The organism is Pedobacter sp. AK017, assembly GCF_014200825.1.
GTDB classification, from domain to species: Bacteria; Bacteroidota; Bacteroidia; order Sphingobacteriales; family Sphingobacteriaceae; genus Pedobacter; species Pedobacter heparinus.
The window spans coordinates 1-17517 of sequence record NZ_JACHCW010000019.1; the positions used below are offsets into that span (position 1 = coordinate 1).

The 17517-nt window shown below is 42.7% G+C and carries 13 protein-coding genes; 10 read left to right on the plus strand and 3 right to left on the minus strand.

The window, feature by feature from the left end:
• The 5 genes from HDC92_RS21590 to HDC92_RS21610 all read left to right on the plus strand — a co-directional run.
• Positions 1-306: hypothetical protein (locus HDC92_RS21590; RefSeq protein ID WP_183877066.1), on the plus strand; the 306-nt coding region annotated here is incomplete at its 5' end.
• Between the two features lie 17 nt (positions 307-323).
• Positions 324-2078, plus strand: coding sequence for a RagB/SusD family nutrient uptake outer membrane protein (locus HDC92_RS21595; RefSeq protein ID WP_183877067.1), 1755 nt, complete (start codon positions 324-326; stop codon positions 2076-2078).
• A gap of 17 nt (positions 2079-2095) precedes the next feature.
• Positions 2096-3328 (plus strand): DUF2264 domain-containing protein, encoded by a 1233-nt coding sequence (locus HDC92_RS21600; protein WP_255484628.1) that lies wholly within the window; start codon positions 2096-2098, stop codon positions 3326-3328.
• 38 nt (positions 3329-3366) lie between these two features.
• Positions 3367-4578: a glycoside hydrolase family 88 protein gene (locus HDC92_RS21605; RefSeq protein WP_183877069.1), complete on the plus strand. Its 1212-nt coding sequence runs from the start codon at positions 3367-3369 to the stop codon at positions 4576-4578.
• Positions 4578-5675: a family 43 glycosylhydrolase gene (locus tag HDC92_RS21610; RefSeq protein WP_255484629.1), complete on the plus strand. Its 1098-nt coding sequence runs from the start codon at positions 4578-4580 to the stop codon at positions 5673-5675. Before HDC92_RS21605 ends, HDC92_RS21610 begins: the two co-directional genes overlap by 1 nt.
• Positions 5676-5844: 169 nt before the next feature.
• Here HDC92_RS21610 and HDC92_RS21615 read toward each other — a convergent pair whose 3' ends face one another.
• Both HDC92_RS21615 and HDC92_RS21620 read right to left on the minus strand, forming a co-directional pair.
• Positions 5845-6156, minus strand: coding sequence for a hypothetical protein (locus HDC92_RS21615; protein WP_015808053.1), 312 nt, complete (start codon positions 6154-6156; stop codon positions 5845-5847).
• Between the two features lie 245 nt (positions 6157-6401).
• Entirely contained in the window at positions 6402-6983 is a 582-nt protein-coding gene (locus tag HDC92_RS21620; RefSeq protein ID WP_036674026.1) for a hypothetical protein, read from the minus strand.
• Positions 6984-7173: 190 nt separating this feature from the next.
• On the opposite strand from HDC92_RS21620, the gene HDC92_RS21625 reads away from it, so the two are divergent.
• The 5 genes from HDC92_RS21625 to HDC92_RS21645 all read left to right on the plus strand — a co-directional run bounded on the left by HDC92_RS21625 (position 7174) and on the right by HDC92_RS21645 (position 15201).
• Positions 7174-8238 (plus strand): Gfo/Idh/MocA family protein, encoded by a 1065-nt coding sequence (locus HDC92_RS21625; protein ID WP_183877070.1) that lies wholly within the window; start codon positions 7174-7176, stop codon positions 8236-8238.
• Positions 8222-9961: an ABC transporter ATP-binding protein gene (locus HDC92_RS21630; RefSeq protein ID WP_183877071.1), complete on the plus strand. Its 1740-nt coding sequence runs from the start codon at positions 8222-8224 to the stop codon at positions 9959-9961. Before HDC92_RS21625 ends, HDC92_RS21630 begins: the two co-directional genes overlap by 17 nt.
• Positions 9945-11705, plus strand: a complete 1761-nt coding sequence (locus tag HDC92_RS21635; RefSeq protein WP_183877072.1) for an ABC transporter ATP-binding protein — start codon at positions 9945-9947, stop codon at positions 11703-11705. Before HDC92_RS21630 ends, HDC92_RS21635 begins: the two co-directional genes overlap by 17 nt.
• Positions 11706-12163: 458 nt before the next feature.
• Positions 12164-13318 (plus strand): serine hydrolase domain-containing protein, encoded by a 1155-nt coding sequence (locus HDC92_RS21640; protein ID WP_183877073.1) that lies wholly within the window; start codon positions 12164-12166, stop codon positions 13316-13318.
• 98 nt (positions 13319-13416) lie between these two features.
• Positions 13417-15201, plus strand: coding sequence for a glycoside hydrolase family 15 protein (locus tag HDC92_RS21645; RefSeq protein ID WP_183877074.1), 1785 nt, complete (start codon positions 13417-13419; stop codon positions 15199-15201).
• Here HDC92_RS21645 and HDC92_RS21650 read toward each other — a convergent pair.
• A complete protein-coding gene (locus HDC92_RS21650; RefSeq protein WP_183877075.1) occupies positions 15198-17375 on the minus strand; it encodes a bifunctional alpha,alpha-trehalose-phosphate synthase (UDP-forming)/trehalose-phosphatase in 2178 nt (725 codons plus the stop codon). The genes HDC92_RS21645 and HDC92_RS21650 overlap by 4 nt on opposite strands.
• Between the last annotated feature and the right edge of the window lie 142 nt (positions 17376-17517).

Sequence of the window (17517 nt, forward strand, 5' to 3'; positions counted from 1 at the left end):
TACCCGAGGTTGTCCTCCATCATTGGCGGCCTGAACAGCTCTACCGATTATCCTTCTACCTACTGGCTGGTACCGGGTGATTACCTCAGGTTAAGATCGGCCGAACTCAGTTACAGTTTGCCCCAGGGTATGGTCAAAAGGTTAAGGATGCAGTCGGCCAGGATCTATACCAATGGCTACAACCTGATCACCTGGTCGAAGATCGATAAACGCTACCAGCTAGACCCCGAAGCCTCTTCCGGTGGAGACAAATACCCTTATCCGCCGCAAAGAATATACAATATTGGATTAATGCTCTCCTTTTAAATTATAAAATCAGAATCATGAAAAAGATATGCTATTTACTGACCCTTCTTCTGGCCATATCGGCCTGTAAAAAATCGGGTGATTTTCTGGATAACAAAGATGATTCGGCATTTACAGAAGAAAGTGTATTTGCCGATAGTGCGCGTACCATGGATTTTCTGGCAAGGATTTATTCAGATATCCATGCCAGTTATTCCAAAAGCCGCTGGGACAGCAAGGGAAACCTGGAACAGACCTGCGATGAGGCGGAATACCGCAATATTGGTGGCACGGAAAAAACCATTGTTGTAGTTTATGCCACCTTTAATGCCAATAATGTTCCTTTTGCAGATGTATGGACTACCGGTTATGCCAACATCAGGCGGGCCAACATTTACCTGCAAAAAGCAGAGGGATCACCTTTGTCGGCCGCCCTTAAGGCAAGGACCAAGGCCGAAGCCCGCTTTTTAAGGGCCTGGTATTACTTTATGATGGTGAAAACTTTTGGTGGTGTGCCCATTATAGGTGATAAAATATTTGAAGCCAACGACGAAGTAAATGTACCTAGAAATACCTACGCAGAATCGGTAGACTACCTGGTTAAGGAGCTAGACCAGATTGCAGCTGCCTTGCCACTGGTTGATGATTACCCGGAAAGGGATTATGGCAGGGTAACACGAGGTGCGGCATTGTCCTTAAAATCGAGGATACTGTTATATGCCGCCAGTCCGCTTTTTAATGGTGGGGCCATCACTTCAGACCCGGTAAAAGCAGCCCTGGTAAGTTATCCTGCGGCCAGCCTGAGTCGCTGGGCGGATGCTGCAAAAGCTGCAGAAGATGTGATCAACCTGAACCAATATGCGCTGATGAAAGACAACAGTACACCAGGTTTAGGTTTCAGCAAGGTATTTTTAACACGTGCCCCCAATCCCGAGTTCATCTTTGCCCAGCTAAAGCCGAACAATAAAGACCTTGAAAATTTCTACAATCCACCATCAAGAGGTGGCAACTGGTATTCATCGCCTACTCAGAACCTGGTGAACGATTTTGGGACGATCAATGGGAAACCGATTGCGACCGACCTGAAATCGCCATCCAACCCACAGGGTTATGATGCAGCAAACCCATACAGCAACCGTGACCCCCGCATGGGTTATACCGTTATTTACAATGGGGCCCTTTGGTTTAACAAGACTACCAACCGGAAAGACCCGGTATATACTTTTATAGGTGCGGGCGGTACCATGGACAGCATCTCTATCAAAACGCCGTATTCCGGTTCATCCACAGGATATTATTGCCGTAAAATGTGTGATGAAAATGTAAGCGCAAATGGTACAGCTACTACACAGAGAGGCTATGCCATGATCCGTTATGCAGAGATACTGCTGAATTATGCAGAGGCCATTAATGAAAGCGGGCAAACCAGTAAGGCTTATCCTAAACTTATTGAGATCCGAGACAGGGCAGGGATAAAAGCGGGTACTGATGGCTTGTACGGCTTAAAAGCGAACATGAGCCAGGAAGAGATGCGCGCGGTGATACAGAATGAGAGAAGGGTAGAGCTGGCTTTTGAAGAACACCGTTTCTGGGATGTGCGCCGCTGGAAGATTGCGGAGCAAACTGATAATGTGACCACCCAGGGCATAAAGATCACCAAATCGGGCAGTACTTATACCTATGCGCTTACACCTGTACGCAAGCACAATTTCAGGCCTGCCATGTATGTATTGCCTATCCCCCAGACAGAAATTTCGAAAATGCCCGCACTGATCCAAAATCCGGGATGGTAAAATTAAAAGATACACAGATGAAGAAAAATTGGAGCCTGACCGTAGCACTGTTCCTGATGATGGGCGTAGCAAAGCCCGATGCTTTTGCCGCCCGGCTAGCTGCTCCGGACGCGGGGCAGCAACAAAGAAAATACCTGGTAAATACCTTAAGTAAAATTGCAGATCCGGTATTGAAGGCATTGAGCCAGAATAAATTAAAAGAGCTAATGCCTGTTGAGGCAAAAACAGAGGGCAGAAAAAATTATACTTACCTGGAGGCTTTTGGGCGTTTACTGGCGGGCATGGCCCCCTGGCTGGAACTGGGACCCGATAAAACAGAAGAGGGCCTGCTGCGAAAAAAATACATAGAACTGGCCAGAAAAGGAATCCACAATGCGACAGATCCCGAAGGGCCGGATTTTATGAATTTCAATAAAGGCGGGCAGCCGCTGGTTGATGCTGCTTTTTTTGCCCAGGCATTGCTGAGAGCACCCGGGCAGTTGTGGGAACCGCTGGACGAAAAAACCAGGGCCAATGTAATTGCTGCCTTAAAATCGTCTAGAGCCATTATCCCATCCTACAGCAACTGGCTGATGTTTAGTGCAACAATTGAAGCAGCCTTGTTAAAATTTGACAACTCGGGTGACAGGATGCGCATTGATTATGCACTGAAATCGCATATGCTGTGGTATAAGGGTGATGGTGCTTATGGTGACGGGCCTAATTTCCATTGGGATTATTACAACAGCTTTGTGATCCAGCCTATGCTGGTTGATGTATGCGCTGTTTTGGCCGGGCGAAAAAGTATAGATAAAAGAACATTTGACCTGGTAAACAACAGGGCAAACCGCTACGCAGAAGTGCAGGAAAGGTTGATTTCTCCGGAAGGGACTTATCCGCCCATCGGGCGTTCCCTGGCCTACAGGTTTGGCGCTTTCCAGAGCCTGGCACAGGCCGTATTGCGGAAAAACCTGCCAAAAGAGCTGTTGCCCCAGCAGATAAGAGCTGCCTTGTATACCCTGATCAGGAGGCAGGTAGAAGCACCAGGCACCTTTGACGAGGCCGGATGGCTACGTATAGGGCTATATGGATATCAGCCCGGCGTTGGTGAAGAATATATTTCGACAGGAAGCTTATATTTATGCTCGCAAGCCTTTTTGATGTTGGGCTTACCGGCTGATGACCCTTTCTGGAAGGGGCCTGATGCCGACTGGACGGCAAAAAAGATCTGGAAAGGTTTGGATGTAACAACAGACCATGCCCGAGAGTAGTATTTTAGTAAATAATAAACACACAAATAAAAATTTCAATGAAAAGAAACCTGATTTTAAAAAGCCTGCTTGTACTGACCACAGTTTCCTTTGCGATAGGGGGATGTGGTGTCCGTAAAGCGAACCAAAACAGCAATGACCTTGCGCAAATTGTTGATAAAGACATTAAAGCTGCAGAAGAACAGTATAAATACTTTATGAAGCAGATCCCTGCAGATAAACTGCCACGTAGCCTGGATAAAAACGGGAAACTGGTGACCAGCAATTCTGACTGGTGGTGCAGCGGATTTTATCCGGGTACGCTCTTGTACCTGTATGAACTGGGCAAAGACCCGGTACTGTATACCGAGGCCCTAAACCGATTAAAGCTTTTGGAAAAAGAACAGTTTAACAAAAGCACGCATGACCTGGGCTTTATGATGTACTGCAGTTTTGGAAATGCCAACCGTTTGAAACCATCAGCGGCCTATAAGCAGATCCTGATTAACAGTGCCCGTTCCCTGGCCAGTCGTTTTAACCCCAAAGTGGGCTGTATCCGTTCCTGGAACTCTAAAGACCCATCCGAATTTAAGGTGATCATTGACAATATGATGAACCTGGAACTGTTGTTCTGGGCAGCTAAAGAAACAGGTGACAAATCTTTTTACGACATAGCAGTTACGCATGCCAATACTACGATGAAAAATCATTTCAGGCCCGACTTCAGTTCCTATCACCTGGTGATATACGACGGCAATACCGGTGCCGTACGTAAAAAACAAACGGTGCAGGGCTATGCAGATGATTCTGCCTGGGCAAGGGGACAGGGCTGGGGCCTATATGGTTATACAGTGATGTACCGGGAAACTAAAGACACCAGGTACCTGGAACTGGCCAAAAAGATAGCTGGCTTTATACTTGACAACCCTAAGCTGCCTGCAGATAAAATTCCATACTGGGATTTCAATGCACCGAATATTCCGGATGCTTCGAGAGATGCCTCTGCCGGTTCGCTGATTGCATCGGCTTTGCTGGAACTGGCCGGCTATACTGATAAGGTACTGGCTGATCAATACGTTTCGGCCGCTGAACTCATGATCCGTTCACTGTCAAAACCTCCTTATCAGTCTTTATACGGAGAAAACAGCGGTTTCCTGCTAACCAAAAGTGTAGGTCACCTGCCTGGGAAATCTGAAGTGGATGTGCCACTTACCTATGCAGATTATTATTATGCGGAGGCCTTACTGCGTTATAAAAAAATACAGAAGTAATGAAAAGAAGAATAGGAAGCTGGTTGTTTATGGCTACATCCTGCTGCATGCTGGCCACCTTAAGCGGATATACCGCTGCAGATGAGGGTAAAAATGAATTACCGGATACCTTAAAAGGGATGTTTAAAAACCCGATAGCAGCGGGGGCAGATCCCTGGGTAATTAAATCGGGAAAATATTATTATACCTGCCTGAGCAACGGGAACGTGGACAGTAAAGGGATTTCGGTTTGCAGATCACTGAAACTTACGGAGCCCGGCAGCAAAATAACAGTATGGACAGCCCCGGATACCGGCTGGAATTCGACCCAGATCTGGGCTCCTGAATTGCATCACATGAACAACAGGTGGTATATTTATTATGCCGCGGGCAGAAAAAAGGGAGCGCCGTATATCCATCAGCGCTCTGGTGTACTGGAATCGGTTTCTGATGATCCGCAGGGACAATATATAGACCGGGGATTATTACAGACAGGTGTAGATAAGAATGATCCGAGTGGTACGATATGGGCAATTGATGTAAATGTAGCCAGTATAAAGGGCAAACTCTATGCAGTATGGTCAGGATGGGAAAAAAATATGGATACAGATAAAACATCGCAGCAGCTTTATATTGCAGAGATGAGCAATCCCTGGACGATCAGTTCAAAACGGGTTAAACTATCGGGCCCCGAACAGCCATGGGAACAGGGAGGCCCTTTGAACCTGAACGAAGGCCCCGAGTTTTTACTGCATAAGGGACAGGTTTTTATCATTTACTCTACCCGTGAATCCTGGACACCTGAATACAGACTTGGACAGCTCCGTTTAAAGGATCCGGCCAGATCACTCCTGGATGCTGCCAACTGGCTGAAATCCGGTCCTGTATTTCAGGGTACCCATACAGTTCATGGCACGGGGCATGCGAGTTTTACCACTTCGCCAGACGGGAAGGAATGGTGGATGATTTACCATACCAAGCGTAGCACAAAGCCGGGCTGGGAACGTGATATCATGATGCAAAAGTTTAAATGGAACAAAGATGGCAACCCGGATTTTGGAAAACCGGAGCCAGCAGGTAAACTGTTGAAAAAGCCTTCGGGAGAAGAGGGGGGATAAAAAGAAACGGGGATAGGTCCTAAGACTTACCCCCGTTAAATTAACGCTCTCAGGACAAATGTACGTATTAATTTGAATAATGCAAATAAATATGAATTTTTATGCAAAAAGCCGGATTGCTCCGGCTTTTTGTACTGATTGTATTCATAGGGATCTAACATCCTTCAGGTTATTGAACAACCTTACCGTCTTTATCTATTTTAAGAGAACCGGTTTCGGCTTCTTTTTTAACGTTGATCAGATAGTATGAGGTTTTATCGGCATTGGTTACTAAAAATGCTTCCGTTGGTGTCCATGCTTTAACCGGCTCAGACTGCAGTGTTTTTTGAACTGCTTCCGGAAGGTCTTTCAGCTCAACCGGGGTTTTGGTAGTACTGTCCTGATAAGCCACAACCGGTACGTTGTTTTTTACTTCAGTTGCTTTTACTGTGGTTAATCCTGCTAATGCTAAAAAGGCTGCTGATAAAATGATCTTTTTCATAACTTATTTTTTCAATTAATAATTCTTGTTAATTATATCTGGTATAGGTTTCATAATGATGCCAGAAATGAGAAAAAACATTTAACTATCTAATTAATAATATATTATGAATTTCATATAGATTTTTAATTGTAGACTTCTTCTACACTTTGCTGCCTATAACCGCTAATTCAGAAGGGATATAACTTGCCAAAAAAAAACGGGGACCAACCGGACCCCGTTTTTTTATTTTACACTAAACCTGTTTATTGGTTCATGTCACGCTGCACTTTTCTTGCAGTGCTTTTTCCGGGTAAATAAATCTGGAAACCAACACCAACACCCAGGTTATGGGCATAAACACTTGAACCAAAACCAACAACACCATTGTATTTGAGCAAAGCTTCCAACCCGATAGTAGGAGTTACGAAATAAGTAAAACCGGGGCCAAAACTAAAGCCCAATCCATTAGTACTGCCACCGCCGGAAGGATTATATCCTTGTATCCCTACAGTAGCTTCGCCAAAAAACCTTGAGCTTTTAACCAATTCGTTGGCACCTGTTTCACCATAATATCTACCCAGGGCACTTACTCCATAGCTAAAATCTGTTCCCGATCCTTTTTGTGTGGCCAGTCCGAGGTTTACCTCACCACCAAATGCAAGTCCGTCCTGCACAAACCAGGCTGCTTTGGGGCTAACATTAAAGGTGAAGGCATTCGGTTTATCTAAACCAAAACTGATGTTGGAGAGATTGGCCCCCATCATTACATTTCCTTTTTGTATCTGTGCATTTGCTCCAAATGCTACAGTACCTCCAAGAATAAGTGTAAAAAATAACTTTTTCATAAGATGTTGATTTAACATTTTTTATAGATGATGAAACTACGATCAGTTTCTGATACATAAATTAACAATTTTCTTTCCTTTTTTGTTTATAAGAATTTATTTCGAGACATTTACGATCGTAAATTACATTGTTTATCAAAGTCTTAAATAGACGGTTGTACGCCTTTAAATTGGAAAAGCAGTAGTTGGAATGGAGATATCATTAAGTGATCAAATGAACGATAAGCCTAACTACTTCATAGAAAAAATATGGAATATGTTGGGAATAAATGCAACTGACGAGATTAAATGGGGGATCATTGGCTGTGGTGACGTTACTGAAGTCAAAAGCGGGCCTGCATTTAACAAGGTGGTCCATTCCTCACTGGTAGCAGTGATGCGCAGAGATGGCACAAAAGCCATGGATTATGCAAAAAGGCATGGAGTGCCCAGGTGGTACAACGATGCAGCTGCACTCATTAACGATCCTGAAGTAAATGCTGTTTATATAGCTACACCCCCTTTGCAACATGAAGAATATACTTTAATGGCATTGGCAGCAGGAAAACCGGTTTATGTAGAAAAGCCGATGACCATGAATGCTGAAGCTGCACTGAGAATGAAAGCTGCTGCCGAGCAGCATCAGGTTAAACTGAGCGTAGCACATTACCGGCGCGAGCAATCCATGTTTTTAAAGATCAAATCGCTGATAGATGAAAAAGTTATCGGCGACGTGAGTATTGTTCAGCTCCAGTTGTTCCAGCCGCATCAATCAGACCTGATTGCAAGTTCTGCTACCAACTGGCGGCTTGATCCTGCCGTTTCGGGAGGTGGCCTGTTCCATGACCTGGCCCCGCACCAGCTGGACCTGATGGTTTATTTTTTTGGTGAAGTATTGAAATCTTCAGGGATTTCTTTAAACCAGGCCGGCTTATATGCTGCTGACGATGTTGTTAGCGGACAGATCCTGTTTAAAAATGGGGTATTGTTTAACGGTACATGGTGTTTCACAGCCGCTGAAAAACTGGATGTATGCGAAATTATTGGCAGCAAAGGAAAAATAAGTTTCCCGATGTTTGGCCATAAGGTAACTTTAAGCAAACAGGGTGAGGAAGAGGATTTTATATTTGATCCTTTGGCCCATGTACAGCAACCCATGATAGAACAGGTAGTGAAATACTTCCTGGGCAGAACCGATAATCCCTGTTCGGCCGATGAGGCATTGTTATCGATGCAATTAATTGATAGCTTTACCAGTCATGAAAAAATCTCCTAGCGGACAAAAAAAACCAGGTATTTTCAGTTTGCTAAAACCCTATAAAGGGCTGATCGTTTTATTGCTTCTTTTTGCATTACTGAGCAATGGGGTAAACCTTTTGCTGCCTAAAATTGTGGCCAATGGAATAGATGCTTATACGAATGGAACTTTTGATCTCAATTCCATTCTGATTAAATTTTCTGTAGCGATCCTGTTTGTTTTTCTTTTTACCTTCCTGCAGAGCATTATTCAAACTTATGCTTCAGAAAAAGTAGCCAGAGACCTCCGGACAAAGCTTGCCGATCAGATTTCCAGACAAAGCAATATTTATATAGAACAGGCCAATCCTTCAAAACTGCTTACCAACCTAACTGCTGATGTGGATTCTATCAAAATGTTTATATCACAGGCCATTGTTTCCATCACTTCATCCATTTTTATCATAATAGGGGCAACGATCTTATTGCTGACCATTAACTGGAAGCTTGCCCTGGCCATTATCGCTATCATACCCATCATTGGGGTCACTTTTTTTCTTGTCATCAAAAAAGTAAGTGTACTTTTTAAACAAAGCAGGGAAGTGATAGACTGGCTGAATAAGGTGATTAATGAGAGTATACTGGGGGCTGCCCTGATCCGTGTGATCAACTCACAGCAGCTGGAGTATGTTAAATTTCTATCTGCAAATACCAGGGCCCGGGATTTGGGCCTTTCTATATTAAACCTTTTTGCTGGTTTGATACCCCTGATCATATTTGTTGCCAATTTAGCAGGATTAACCATTTTGTTATTGGGTGGCCATTATGTTATCAACAACAGCATGACATTGGGCGATTTTGCTGCATTTAACAGTTATCTGGCCCTGCTTATTTTCCCGATTATTGTAATTGGCTTTATGAGTAATGTAATTGCACAGGCTACTGCGTCATACGGTCGCATTGCCCATGTGCTGAACCAGGCTAATACAGCGGATACCGGTAAACTTACCCATACTTTAAAGGGTAATGTGGAAATGAAGGGAATCCATGTATTTTACGGGCAAAAGCCTGTATTGAAGGACATTTCCTTTCAGTTGCAGGCAGGATCAAAAACTGCAATTATTGGACCTACCGCTGCCGGAAAAACACAATTACTTTATTTGCTTACAGGGCTGATTAAACCGGATAGTGGTGAAATTTTATTTGACGGCCATGCGGTTAACCAATATATTAGGGAATCTTTTCACAACCAGATCGGGTTTGTTTTTCAGGACAGCATTATTTTTAACATGAGCATTCGTGAAAACATAGCATTTAACGATATGGTTACTGACGCAGCGCTGGAAAAAGCTATAGAAACTGCTGAACTGAAGGATTTTATAGATGCCCTGCCGGAAAAACTAAGTACAGTAATAGCCGAAAGGGGCAGCAACCTTTCAGGTGGCCAGAAACAAAGGATCATGCTGGCCAGGGCACTTGCCTTAAACCCCAAAGTATTGCTGCTGGACGATTTTACAGCCAGGGTAGATACCCATACAGAGCAGCGTATTTTAGCAAATGTACAGCGCAATTATCCCGGATTGACCTTACTCTCAGTTACACAAAAAATAGCAGCTGTAGAAAATTATGATCAGGTTATATTGTTGATGCAGGGTGAAATTATTGCTCAGGGTAGCCATGCCGCACTTATGAAAAGCAGTCCCGAATACGTTCAGATTTATAACTCACAACAAAGCACCAGCAATTATGAACTACAATCTTAACCAGATTAGCGGTAAGGAAGAAAAGAAATCTACATTTGCAGTGCTCAAAAAGTTGTTACAGCTGATTTCGGATGAGCGCCGCAATCTTTTGTTTGCTTTTGTAGCGATAGTGATCAATTCGACACTGTTGTTGTTGTCTCCACTGATTATTGGCCATACCATAGATACATATATCAGTACCAAACAATATGAGGGGGTGCTGCTGTACTCGGGTTTGCTGTTTGTTATGTTCCTGGTTACCCTGGCAACGGGCTATCTGCAAACCAAATTGATGGGGGGAGTGGGACAGCGGACGCTTTATGCGCTTAGAAATGCAATTTTCAGTAAGCTACAGGAGTTACCGGTATCTTTCTTCAGTCAGAATAAAGCAGGAGATCTGATCTCGAGGGTGAATAACGATACAGATAAACTTAACCAGTTCTTTTCACAGTCCCTGATGCAGTTTCTGAGCAGCATCTTTACCATGCTGGGCTCGGGCATTTTTTTGTTGCTGATTAATTTTAAGCTGGGGGCGGCTACACTTACACCAGCTATGTTTATATTGCTATTTACCGCATTGGTATCTGCCTGGGTAAAAAGTAAAAATGCGCTGAACCTGAAAAGTGTAGGTAATTTAAGTGCAGGCATACAGGAAAGTTTAAACAATTTTAAAGTGATCATTGCATTTAACCGCCGGGATTACTTCAGAAAACGTTTTGATGAGACCAATCAGCAAAATTACAGGACAGCCATTGGGGCGGGGATAGCAAATACCATTTTTATACCCGTATTTGGGTTGTTTTCCAGCCTTGCGCAATTGGTGGTATTGATATATGGCATCCATCTGATTGCAATAGGTGAATTTACTATCGGTCTGCTGATCAGCTATCTGTCTTATGCCGTTAATTTCTATAACCCGCTACGTCAGCTGGCCGCATTATGGAGCAGTTTCCAGGTGGCTTTGGCGGCCTGGGACAGGATTTCCCAGATCTTATCGCTTGAAAATGACCTGCAGGTAATTACGGACAGCACTGAAAAAACTTCGGATGCACTGTTGAGCTTCAGAAATGTTCATTTTTCGTATGCCGGTAGTCAGGAAATACTGCACAATATCAGTTTCGAGCTTCAAAAAGGTAAGACCTATGCTTTTATCGGGCCAACCGGTGGTGGTAAAACCACTACAGCGTCATTGATGGCCCGTTTGTACGATACCACTAAAGGGACAGTGCTGTTAAACGGAAAGGACATCCGATCATATACTGCCGCAGAACGCAGCAATAAGATCGGCTTCATTTTACAGGAACCATTTCTTTTTACGGGCACGGTAAAAGATAATATCTTATATAGCAACAAAGCTTATGCGGATTATAGCAATGCGCAGCTTGAACAGGTGATCAAGGAAGCTCATCTGGAGGGTATCCTTGCTTTATTTGACAAAGGGCTGGAAACAGAAATTGCTTCCAATTCTGACAGCATTAGTCTGGGCCAAAAACAGCTGATTGCTTTTATGAGAGCAGTATTGCGAAACCCGGAATTACTTATTCTTGATGAAGCCACTGCAAACATAGATACGGTTACGGAGCAATTGCTAAGTGATATTCTGAAGAAACTACCAAAAGAAACCACCCTGGTGATCATTGCACACCGCTTAAACACTATAGAAAATGCAGATGAAATCTATTTTGTGAATTCAGGTGAGGTGATTAAAGCAGGTACGCTTGCCCATGCCATAGACATGCTGTTGAAAGGCAAACGAAGTAGTTAACAGCGGGGGTATTAATGTCCGCTGGTTTCTTTCTTTTTCCTGAATGTAAGATAAAATGCGGTTACAATGATGATTGCCGATAAAGTGACTAAGCTGATTAAAGTTGCCATATAATTAGGTTTTAATGATTACCTCGCTACAAATATAACTTATATCAGATAAATTTTATAGAAGGGCCTGTTTTATTAAATTATTCATTATGAAACAGATATATAAAAAAGACAGCGAATTGTTAATTTGTTAATAAAATTATCACAAATCCAAACTACATATTTGCTAAATTGTTATAGGTAATAGTTGCAAGACATCCTGACAAAAAAGTCCTGTGAGTGGGTGATCCGCGTAGGGCAGGCACAGCATACAACAACCCAAAAAAAGCCCTATGTTAAGCATAGGGCTTTTGTATGCATAAGCATTTGTTCAAAATATGTATCTTCATGGCTTAACACCATTAAGCCATGACTACAATAACCTCTTTAAAATATTACCTGATAGTTGTTCTGACGATATGCACTACTTTTTCTGGCCTTGCCCAGGTAAAAACTGCTGAAGCAGAAGCTGAATTAAAAAGCATCATGAAAAAGCTGGAAGTTGTAGGACTTTCTGTAGCAGTGGTAAAAAAAGGGGAACTGATATACAGCAACTCCTTTGGGCTAAAAGATATAGAGAAAAATACACTGCTTGAAAACAGGGATATCTTCAGGATCGCTTCGATCTCAAAATCATTTTCTGCAACTTCTATTCTACAGTTTGTGGATGCCGGAAAGGTATCATTAGATGATGACTTTAGTGACCTTGTAGGTTTTAAAGTCAGAAACCCAAAATATCCGAATACGGTAATTACCCTGAAAATGGTCATGTCCCATACCTCGAGCATCAACGACAGCGAAGGTTATTTTAACCTGGATGCGATTAACCCAGAAAAAAATGTGAACTGGGCAAAATGTTATAACAACTATGAACCCGGAAAAGGATACAGATATTGTAACCTGAACTACAACATGGTTGGGGCTGTAATAGAAAAACTTTCTGGTGAGCGTTTCGATCAGTATGTGAAACACCATATTTTAGACCGCCTGGGTTTATATGGCGGGTATTGTGTAGACTCGCTGGATGCCAGCCGTTTTGCCACCTTGTATGAATATGATGCTGCAGCCCGGAAATTCAATGCAGCACCTTTGGCTTATGCCCCGAGGAGTGAGGACATCAGGAATTATATAATGGGGTACAGTACCCCCATATTTTCTCCGACAGGAGGAATGAAAATTTCGGCGACGGACCTGGCAAAATACATGACCATGCACATGAACCTTGGAAAATATAAAGGAGGCAGGATCATCTCAAAAAAGAGTGCTAAAATTATGCAGACCAAAGTATCTGATGAGGAAGGTTATGGTTTGGCCATATTGACTACAGCAGATATGATACCCGGCAAAGTCATGAAGGGGCATACAGGTTCTGCTTATGGCCTGTATAGTGCTATGTTTTTTCAGCCTGATGAAAAATTTGGAATTGTGGTGATTACCAATGGCTGTAATCCTACCTATACCAGGGGTTTTAACGATGTATTAAGGGCAACAGTGAACAGCTTGTATAACAGTTTTATCAAATAATTTTATTTTCAAAATAAATTACCCAGCCTGGTAAAATTGCATTTTGCTCAACAAATCATTATAAATGCTGTTGATATAAGAAACAATAGCTATAATGTATGACTGAGAGACACACCTACCAAACGGGAATTATTGGAAATTGCGCTTATCTTGCCCACATCAATAAAAATACAAATGTAGACTGGCTTTGCTGGCCAAGGTTTGACAGCAGCTTTGTATTTGGGGGCTTGCTGGATAAAGAAAAAGGCGGGGAATTTTCCGTATTACCAGCTGGTGAGTATATATCGCGGCAGTATTATCTGGAAAATACCAATGTCATTTGTACCGAAATAAGCAATCCGGAAGGAAAATACAGGGTGATGGACTTTGCCCCCCGTTTTTATCAGTTTGAACGGTATTATAAACCCCTGATGCTGATCAGAAAAATAGAGCCCCTGGAAGGTAACCCCAGGATAAGGGTGAGATGTAAGCCGGTATATGAATATGGGCGTAAAAAACAAAAGGGCAGCAGAGGCAGCAACCACATTGAATTTAATGGGGATGATGAGGATATGCAACTGAGCACCAATATCTCATTAAGCTATATTGAAGATGAGAAATATTTTGCTTTGAATGAGCCCAAATACCTGATACTGACTTACGGGCATGAACTGGATGCACCCATTATCAGCACTGCAGAGCGCTTTTTAAGGGAAACCATTAAATACTGGCGGACCTGGATCAAACATTCTACGATTGCCGGTTTTTACCAGTCGTATGTCATCCGTTCAGCTTTGACCTTAAAAATTCATCAGTATGAGGATACAGGGGCCATCATTGCAGCAAGTACAACCAGCTTACCGGAATCGGATGGGAGCGGCAGGAACTGGGACTACCGCTATTGCTGGATGCGCGACACTTATTATGTGATCACTTCATTAAATCACATTGGCCACTTTGAAGAGATGGAACGGTATTTCAATTACATTACAGATATTTCTTTCAGGGACGATGAACGATACCAGCCTTTGTTTGGCATTGCCGGAGAAAGGGAACTTACCGAACGAAAACTGGGGCATCTGAAGGGCTATATGGGCAACAAGCCAATCCGCGTAGGTAACCAGGCTTATGAACATATACAAAATGATATTTATGGACAGGTTCTGGTTTCTATGCTGCCTTTGTACACAGATCACCGTTTTATTTATTCTGAAAGAAAGGATTCTGAAAAATGGCTGGATTACCTGCTGAAAAAGATAGAACGTACAATTGATGAGAAAGATGCAGGGATATGGGAATTCAGAAACATTGCCAATACCCATTGTTATACCAATCTGTTTCAATGGGCTGGTGCCAATGCAGCCTTAAAAATGGCCAGAACAATAGGGAATAAATTGTATGAAGAACGTGCACAGATATTAATTGATAAAGCCGCCAGGCACATAGAGGACTGTTATGATCCGGTACGTAAGGTTTACAACCATGCTGTAGGCAGTCCGTATCTGGATGCCAGTACCCTGCAACTCATATTAATGAATTATTTAGATCCTTCATCACAAAAAGCCAAAGATCATCTGATTGCCCTGGAGCAGGAACTAAAGGCCGAAAACGGGCTGTTCTACAGGTATTTACATAAGGATGATTTTGGCCGGCCTAAAACCACCTTTCTAATCTGTGCGTTCTGGTATGTGGAGGCCCTGGCCTGTGTTGGGCGCCTGGATGATGCCATCAGGGAGTTTGAATCTATCATTAAATATGCCAACCACCTGTTGTTGTTTAGTGAGGATGTTGATGAAAATGACGGCAGTCAGTGGGGCAATTTTCCGCAGGCTTACAGTCATGTTGGCCTGATGAATGCCGCGCACAGGATTGCGATAAAACTGGACAGACCTGTGTTTCTTTAACACAGGTCTTTAAGCAGTTCTCTTACTTCTTTATAATCTTTGAGGTAATACCGGGCCGCTGAAATGTTACTGCCCACTTTAATGGTATATGCTTCGGGTGTTAAAGCTTTAAAGATATCTTCGTCCGTATGGTCATCACCAAGTGCCAGTATAAAATCGGGATCGTTATCATAAAGCCAGTTTTGTGCTGCTTTACCTTTGTTTACTTCAATATTTTTAAATTCTATAACCTTGTTTCCGGGCATCATCTGCAGTCCTTTATCGGCAATAACCATCCGCAAATGATTGATGATCTCATTGGCCCTTAATTCGCCCAAACCTTCCTCGGCCTTACGGTAATGCCAAACCAGCGAATAACTTTTTTCTTCGATAAAAGAACCAGGGGTGCGGTCGGTATAGATATCCAGTACAGTTCTGATCTCCTGTTTCCATTTATCGGTAAGCAGGGGCAGGGCCTTCCATTCTGCATCCCTGTATTTCTGCCATGCGCCGTGTTCGGCAATCATATCCAGATTTAAATGTCCGAACCATTGCTGTAAGGTCTGATAACGGCGTCCACTGATCAGTATTACGCGGTTTGCAGGGTCAAGGATCAGTTTGTTTAAAATTGAATACAATTCCTCATCAGGTGAGGCCTGGTCAATATCACCTTTAAAACCCACCAGGGTACCATCATAATCCAGAAAAATATACCGATCTTTTGCCTTTTTATAGTCTGCCGCAATTTGTGCCCTTACTGCTGCCACTGCATGTTTGGTATGTAAAGATTCCTGCATCGATTTTACTTCATTAAGTTTATCCATAAAGTTTTTGACCCAAAGATGGATGTTAAACTTGTTTACAATGGCACGCATACTTTTTATTCTTTTATGCTGCTCTTCAGGCGACATGTTTATGGCCTGCACAATAGCCTCCATAATGTTGCCAATGTCATTTGGGTTTACAATTAGGGCCTCATTTAGTTCTTTTGAGGCCCCGGCCATTTCACTTAATATCAGTACGCCATCTCCGTTGCTTCTTGAAGCCACATATTCTTTACTAACCAGGTTCATCCCGTCGCGCATGGGTGTTACGAGGCAGATATCAGCCGTACTGTAAATGGCCGAAAGAAATTCGACAGAGAATGACCTGTAAAAATAATGTACGGGTACCCAGTTGATGGTCCGGAAACGGGCATTTATATTTCCTACAAGCTGATCTATCTGATCTTTTAGTTCCTTATACCTGGGTACTGTATCCCTTGAAGGCACAACAATCATGTAAAGTGCAAGTTTACCGATATATTCAGGATGTAGTTGTAACAGCAGTTCAAAAGCCTGTAAACGTTGCAATATACCCTTACTGTAATCCAGTCTGTCAATAGTAAGTATGGTCTTTACATTTTTCAGACTGGCTTTAAATGAGCTGGTATACCGGGCTACTTTTTCCGTTCTGGTCAGCTTATCAAATTTTTCTGCATCTATACCCATTGGAAAAGCCTCTACTACTACCTGTCGGTTCTTATAGATAAGTATATTGTCCGACAGGTTACTGGAAGAAAGTCTGGATGCCGCACTTAAAAAGTGTCTGGCATCATCAAAAGTATGAAAGCCCAGCAGATCAGCGCCCAGCATTCCCGCAATCAATTGTTCCCTCCAGGGGATGAGCCGGAAAATTTCAAACGAAGGAAAAGGAATGTGCTGAAAAAAGCCTATGGTAACTTCCTGCTGCTCCGACCTTATGAGACAAGGCAGCAGGAGCAGCTGGTAATCGTGAATCCATATGATATCGTCGCTGTTAAGGTGATTTAAAGTAACCGCCTTAAATTTCTCATTTACAGTTTTGTAGGAATCCCAATAAGCCTGTTCAAAATTTGCGTAAGTAACCAGATAATGGAATACCGGCCAGAGTACTTCATTTGAAAAGCCTTCGTAATAGAGACTGATCTCTTCATTACTTAAGAAAACAGGTATAAGATTTAAACCGGCTAGTTTCTCGGTGACTTCAGCCTGCCGGTGCTCAGGGATTTCTATGCCCGGCCAACCAATCCAGATGTTGTTATTTCTTTTATACACAGAACCTAAACCAGTGGCCAGGCCGCCTTCACTCGGGCTAAGTATATATTCCCCGTTTTCTTCTGTAATTTTAACCGGTAAGCGATTGGATACAATTATTGTTTTACTATTTGTTATCATTATTACTTAAAACAACGATCAAATGCGTAATTTGTTTGAATTTATCGGTTTTTGAGTTAAAACCAGTGAGTCTTAGGGGCTTTCAATCCTCAAAGGGTTTTTAGTTTTTTTTAATATTGTAGTACATGTTAACAAAAAATAT

Coding starts and splice junctions, on each gene's coding strand:
- HDC92_RS21595 (WP_183877067.1), top strand. CDS start 324: ATGAAAAAGATATGCTATTTACTGACCCTTCTTCTGGCCATATCGGCC.
- HDC92_RS21600 (WP_255484628.1), top strand. CDS start 2,096: ATGAAGAAAAATTGGAGCCTGACCGTAGCACTGTTCCTGATGATGGGC.
- HDC92_RS21605 (WP_183877069.1), top strand. CDS start 3,367: ATGAAAAGAAACCTGATTTTAAAAAGCCTGCTTGTACTGACCACAGTT.
- HDC92_RS21610 (WP_255484629.1), top strand. CDS start 4,578: ATGAAAAGAAGAATAGGAAGCTGGTTGTTTATGGCTACATCCTGCTGC.
- HDC92_RS21615 (WP_015808053.1), bottom strand. CDS start 6,156: ATGAAAAAGATCATTTTATCAGCAGCCTTTTTAGCATTAGCAGGATTA.
- HDC92_RS21620 (WP_036674026.1), bottom strand. CDS start 6,983: ATGAAAAAGTTATTTTTTACACTTATTCTTGGAGGTACTGTAGCATTT.
- HDC92_RS21625 (WP_183877070.1), top strand. CDS start 7,174: ATGGAGATATCATTAAGTGATCAAATGAACGATAAGCCTAACTACTTC.
- HDC92_RS21630 (WP_183877071.1), top strand. CDS start 8,222: ATGAAAAAATCTCCTAGCGGACAAAAAAAACCAGGTATTTTCAGTTTG.
- HDC92_RS21635 (WP_183877072.1), top strand. CDS start 9,945: ATGAACTACAATCTTAACCAGATTAGCGGTAAGGAAGAAAAGAAATCT.
- HDC92_RS21640 (WP_183877073.1), top strand. CDS start 12,164: ATGACTACAATAACCTCTTTAAAATATTACCTGATAGTTGTTCTGACG.
- HDC92_RS21645 (WP_183877074.1), top strand. CDS start 13,417: ATGACTGAGAGACACACCTACCAAACGGGAATTATTGGAAATTGCGCT.
- HDC92_RS21650 (WP_183877075.1), bottom strand. CDS start 17,375: ATGATAACAAATAGTAAAACAATAATTGTATCCAATCGCTTACCGGTT.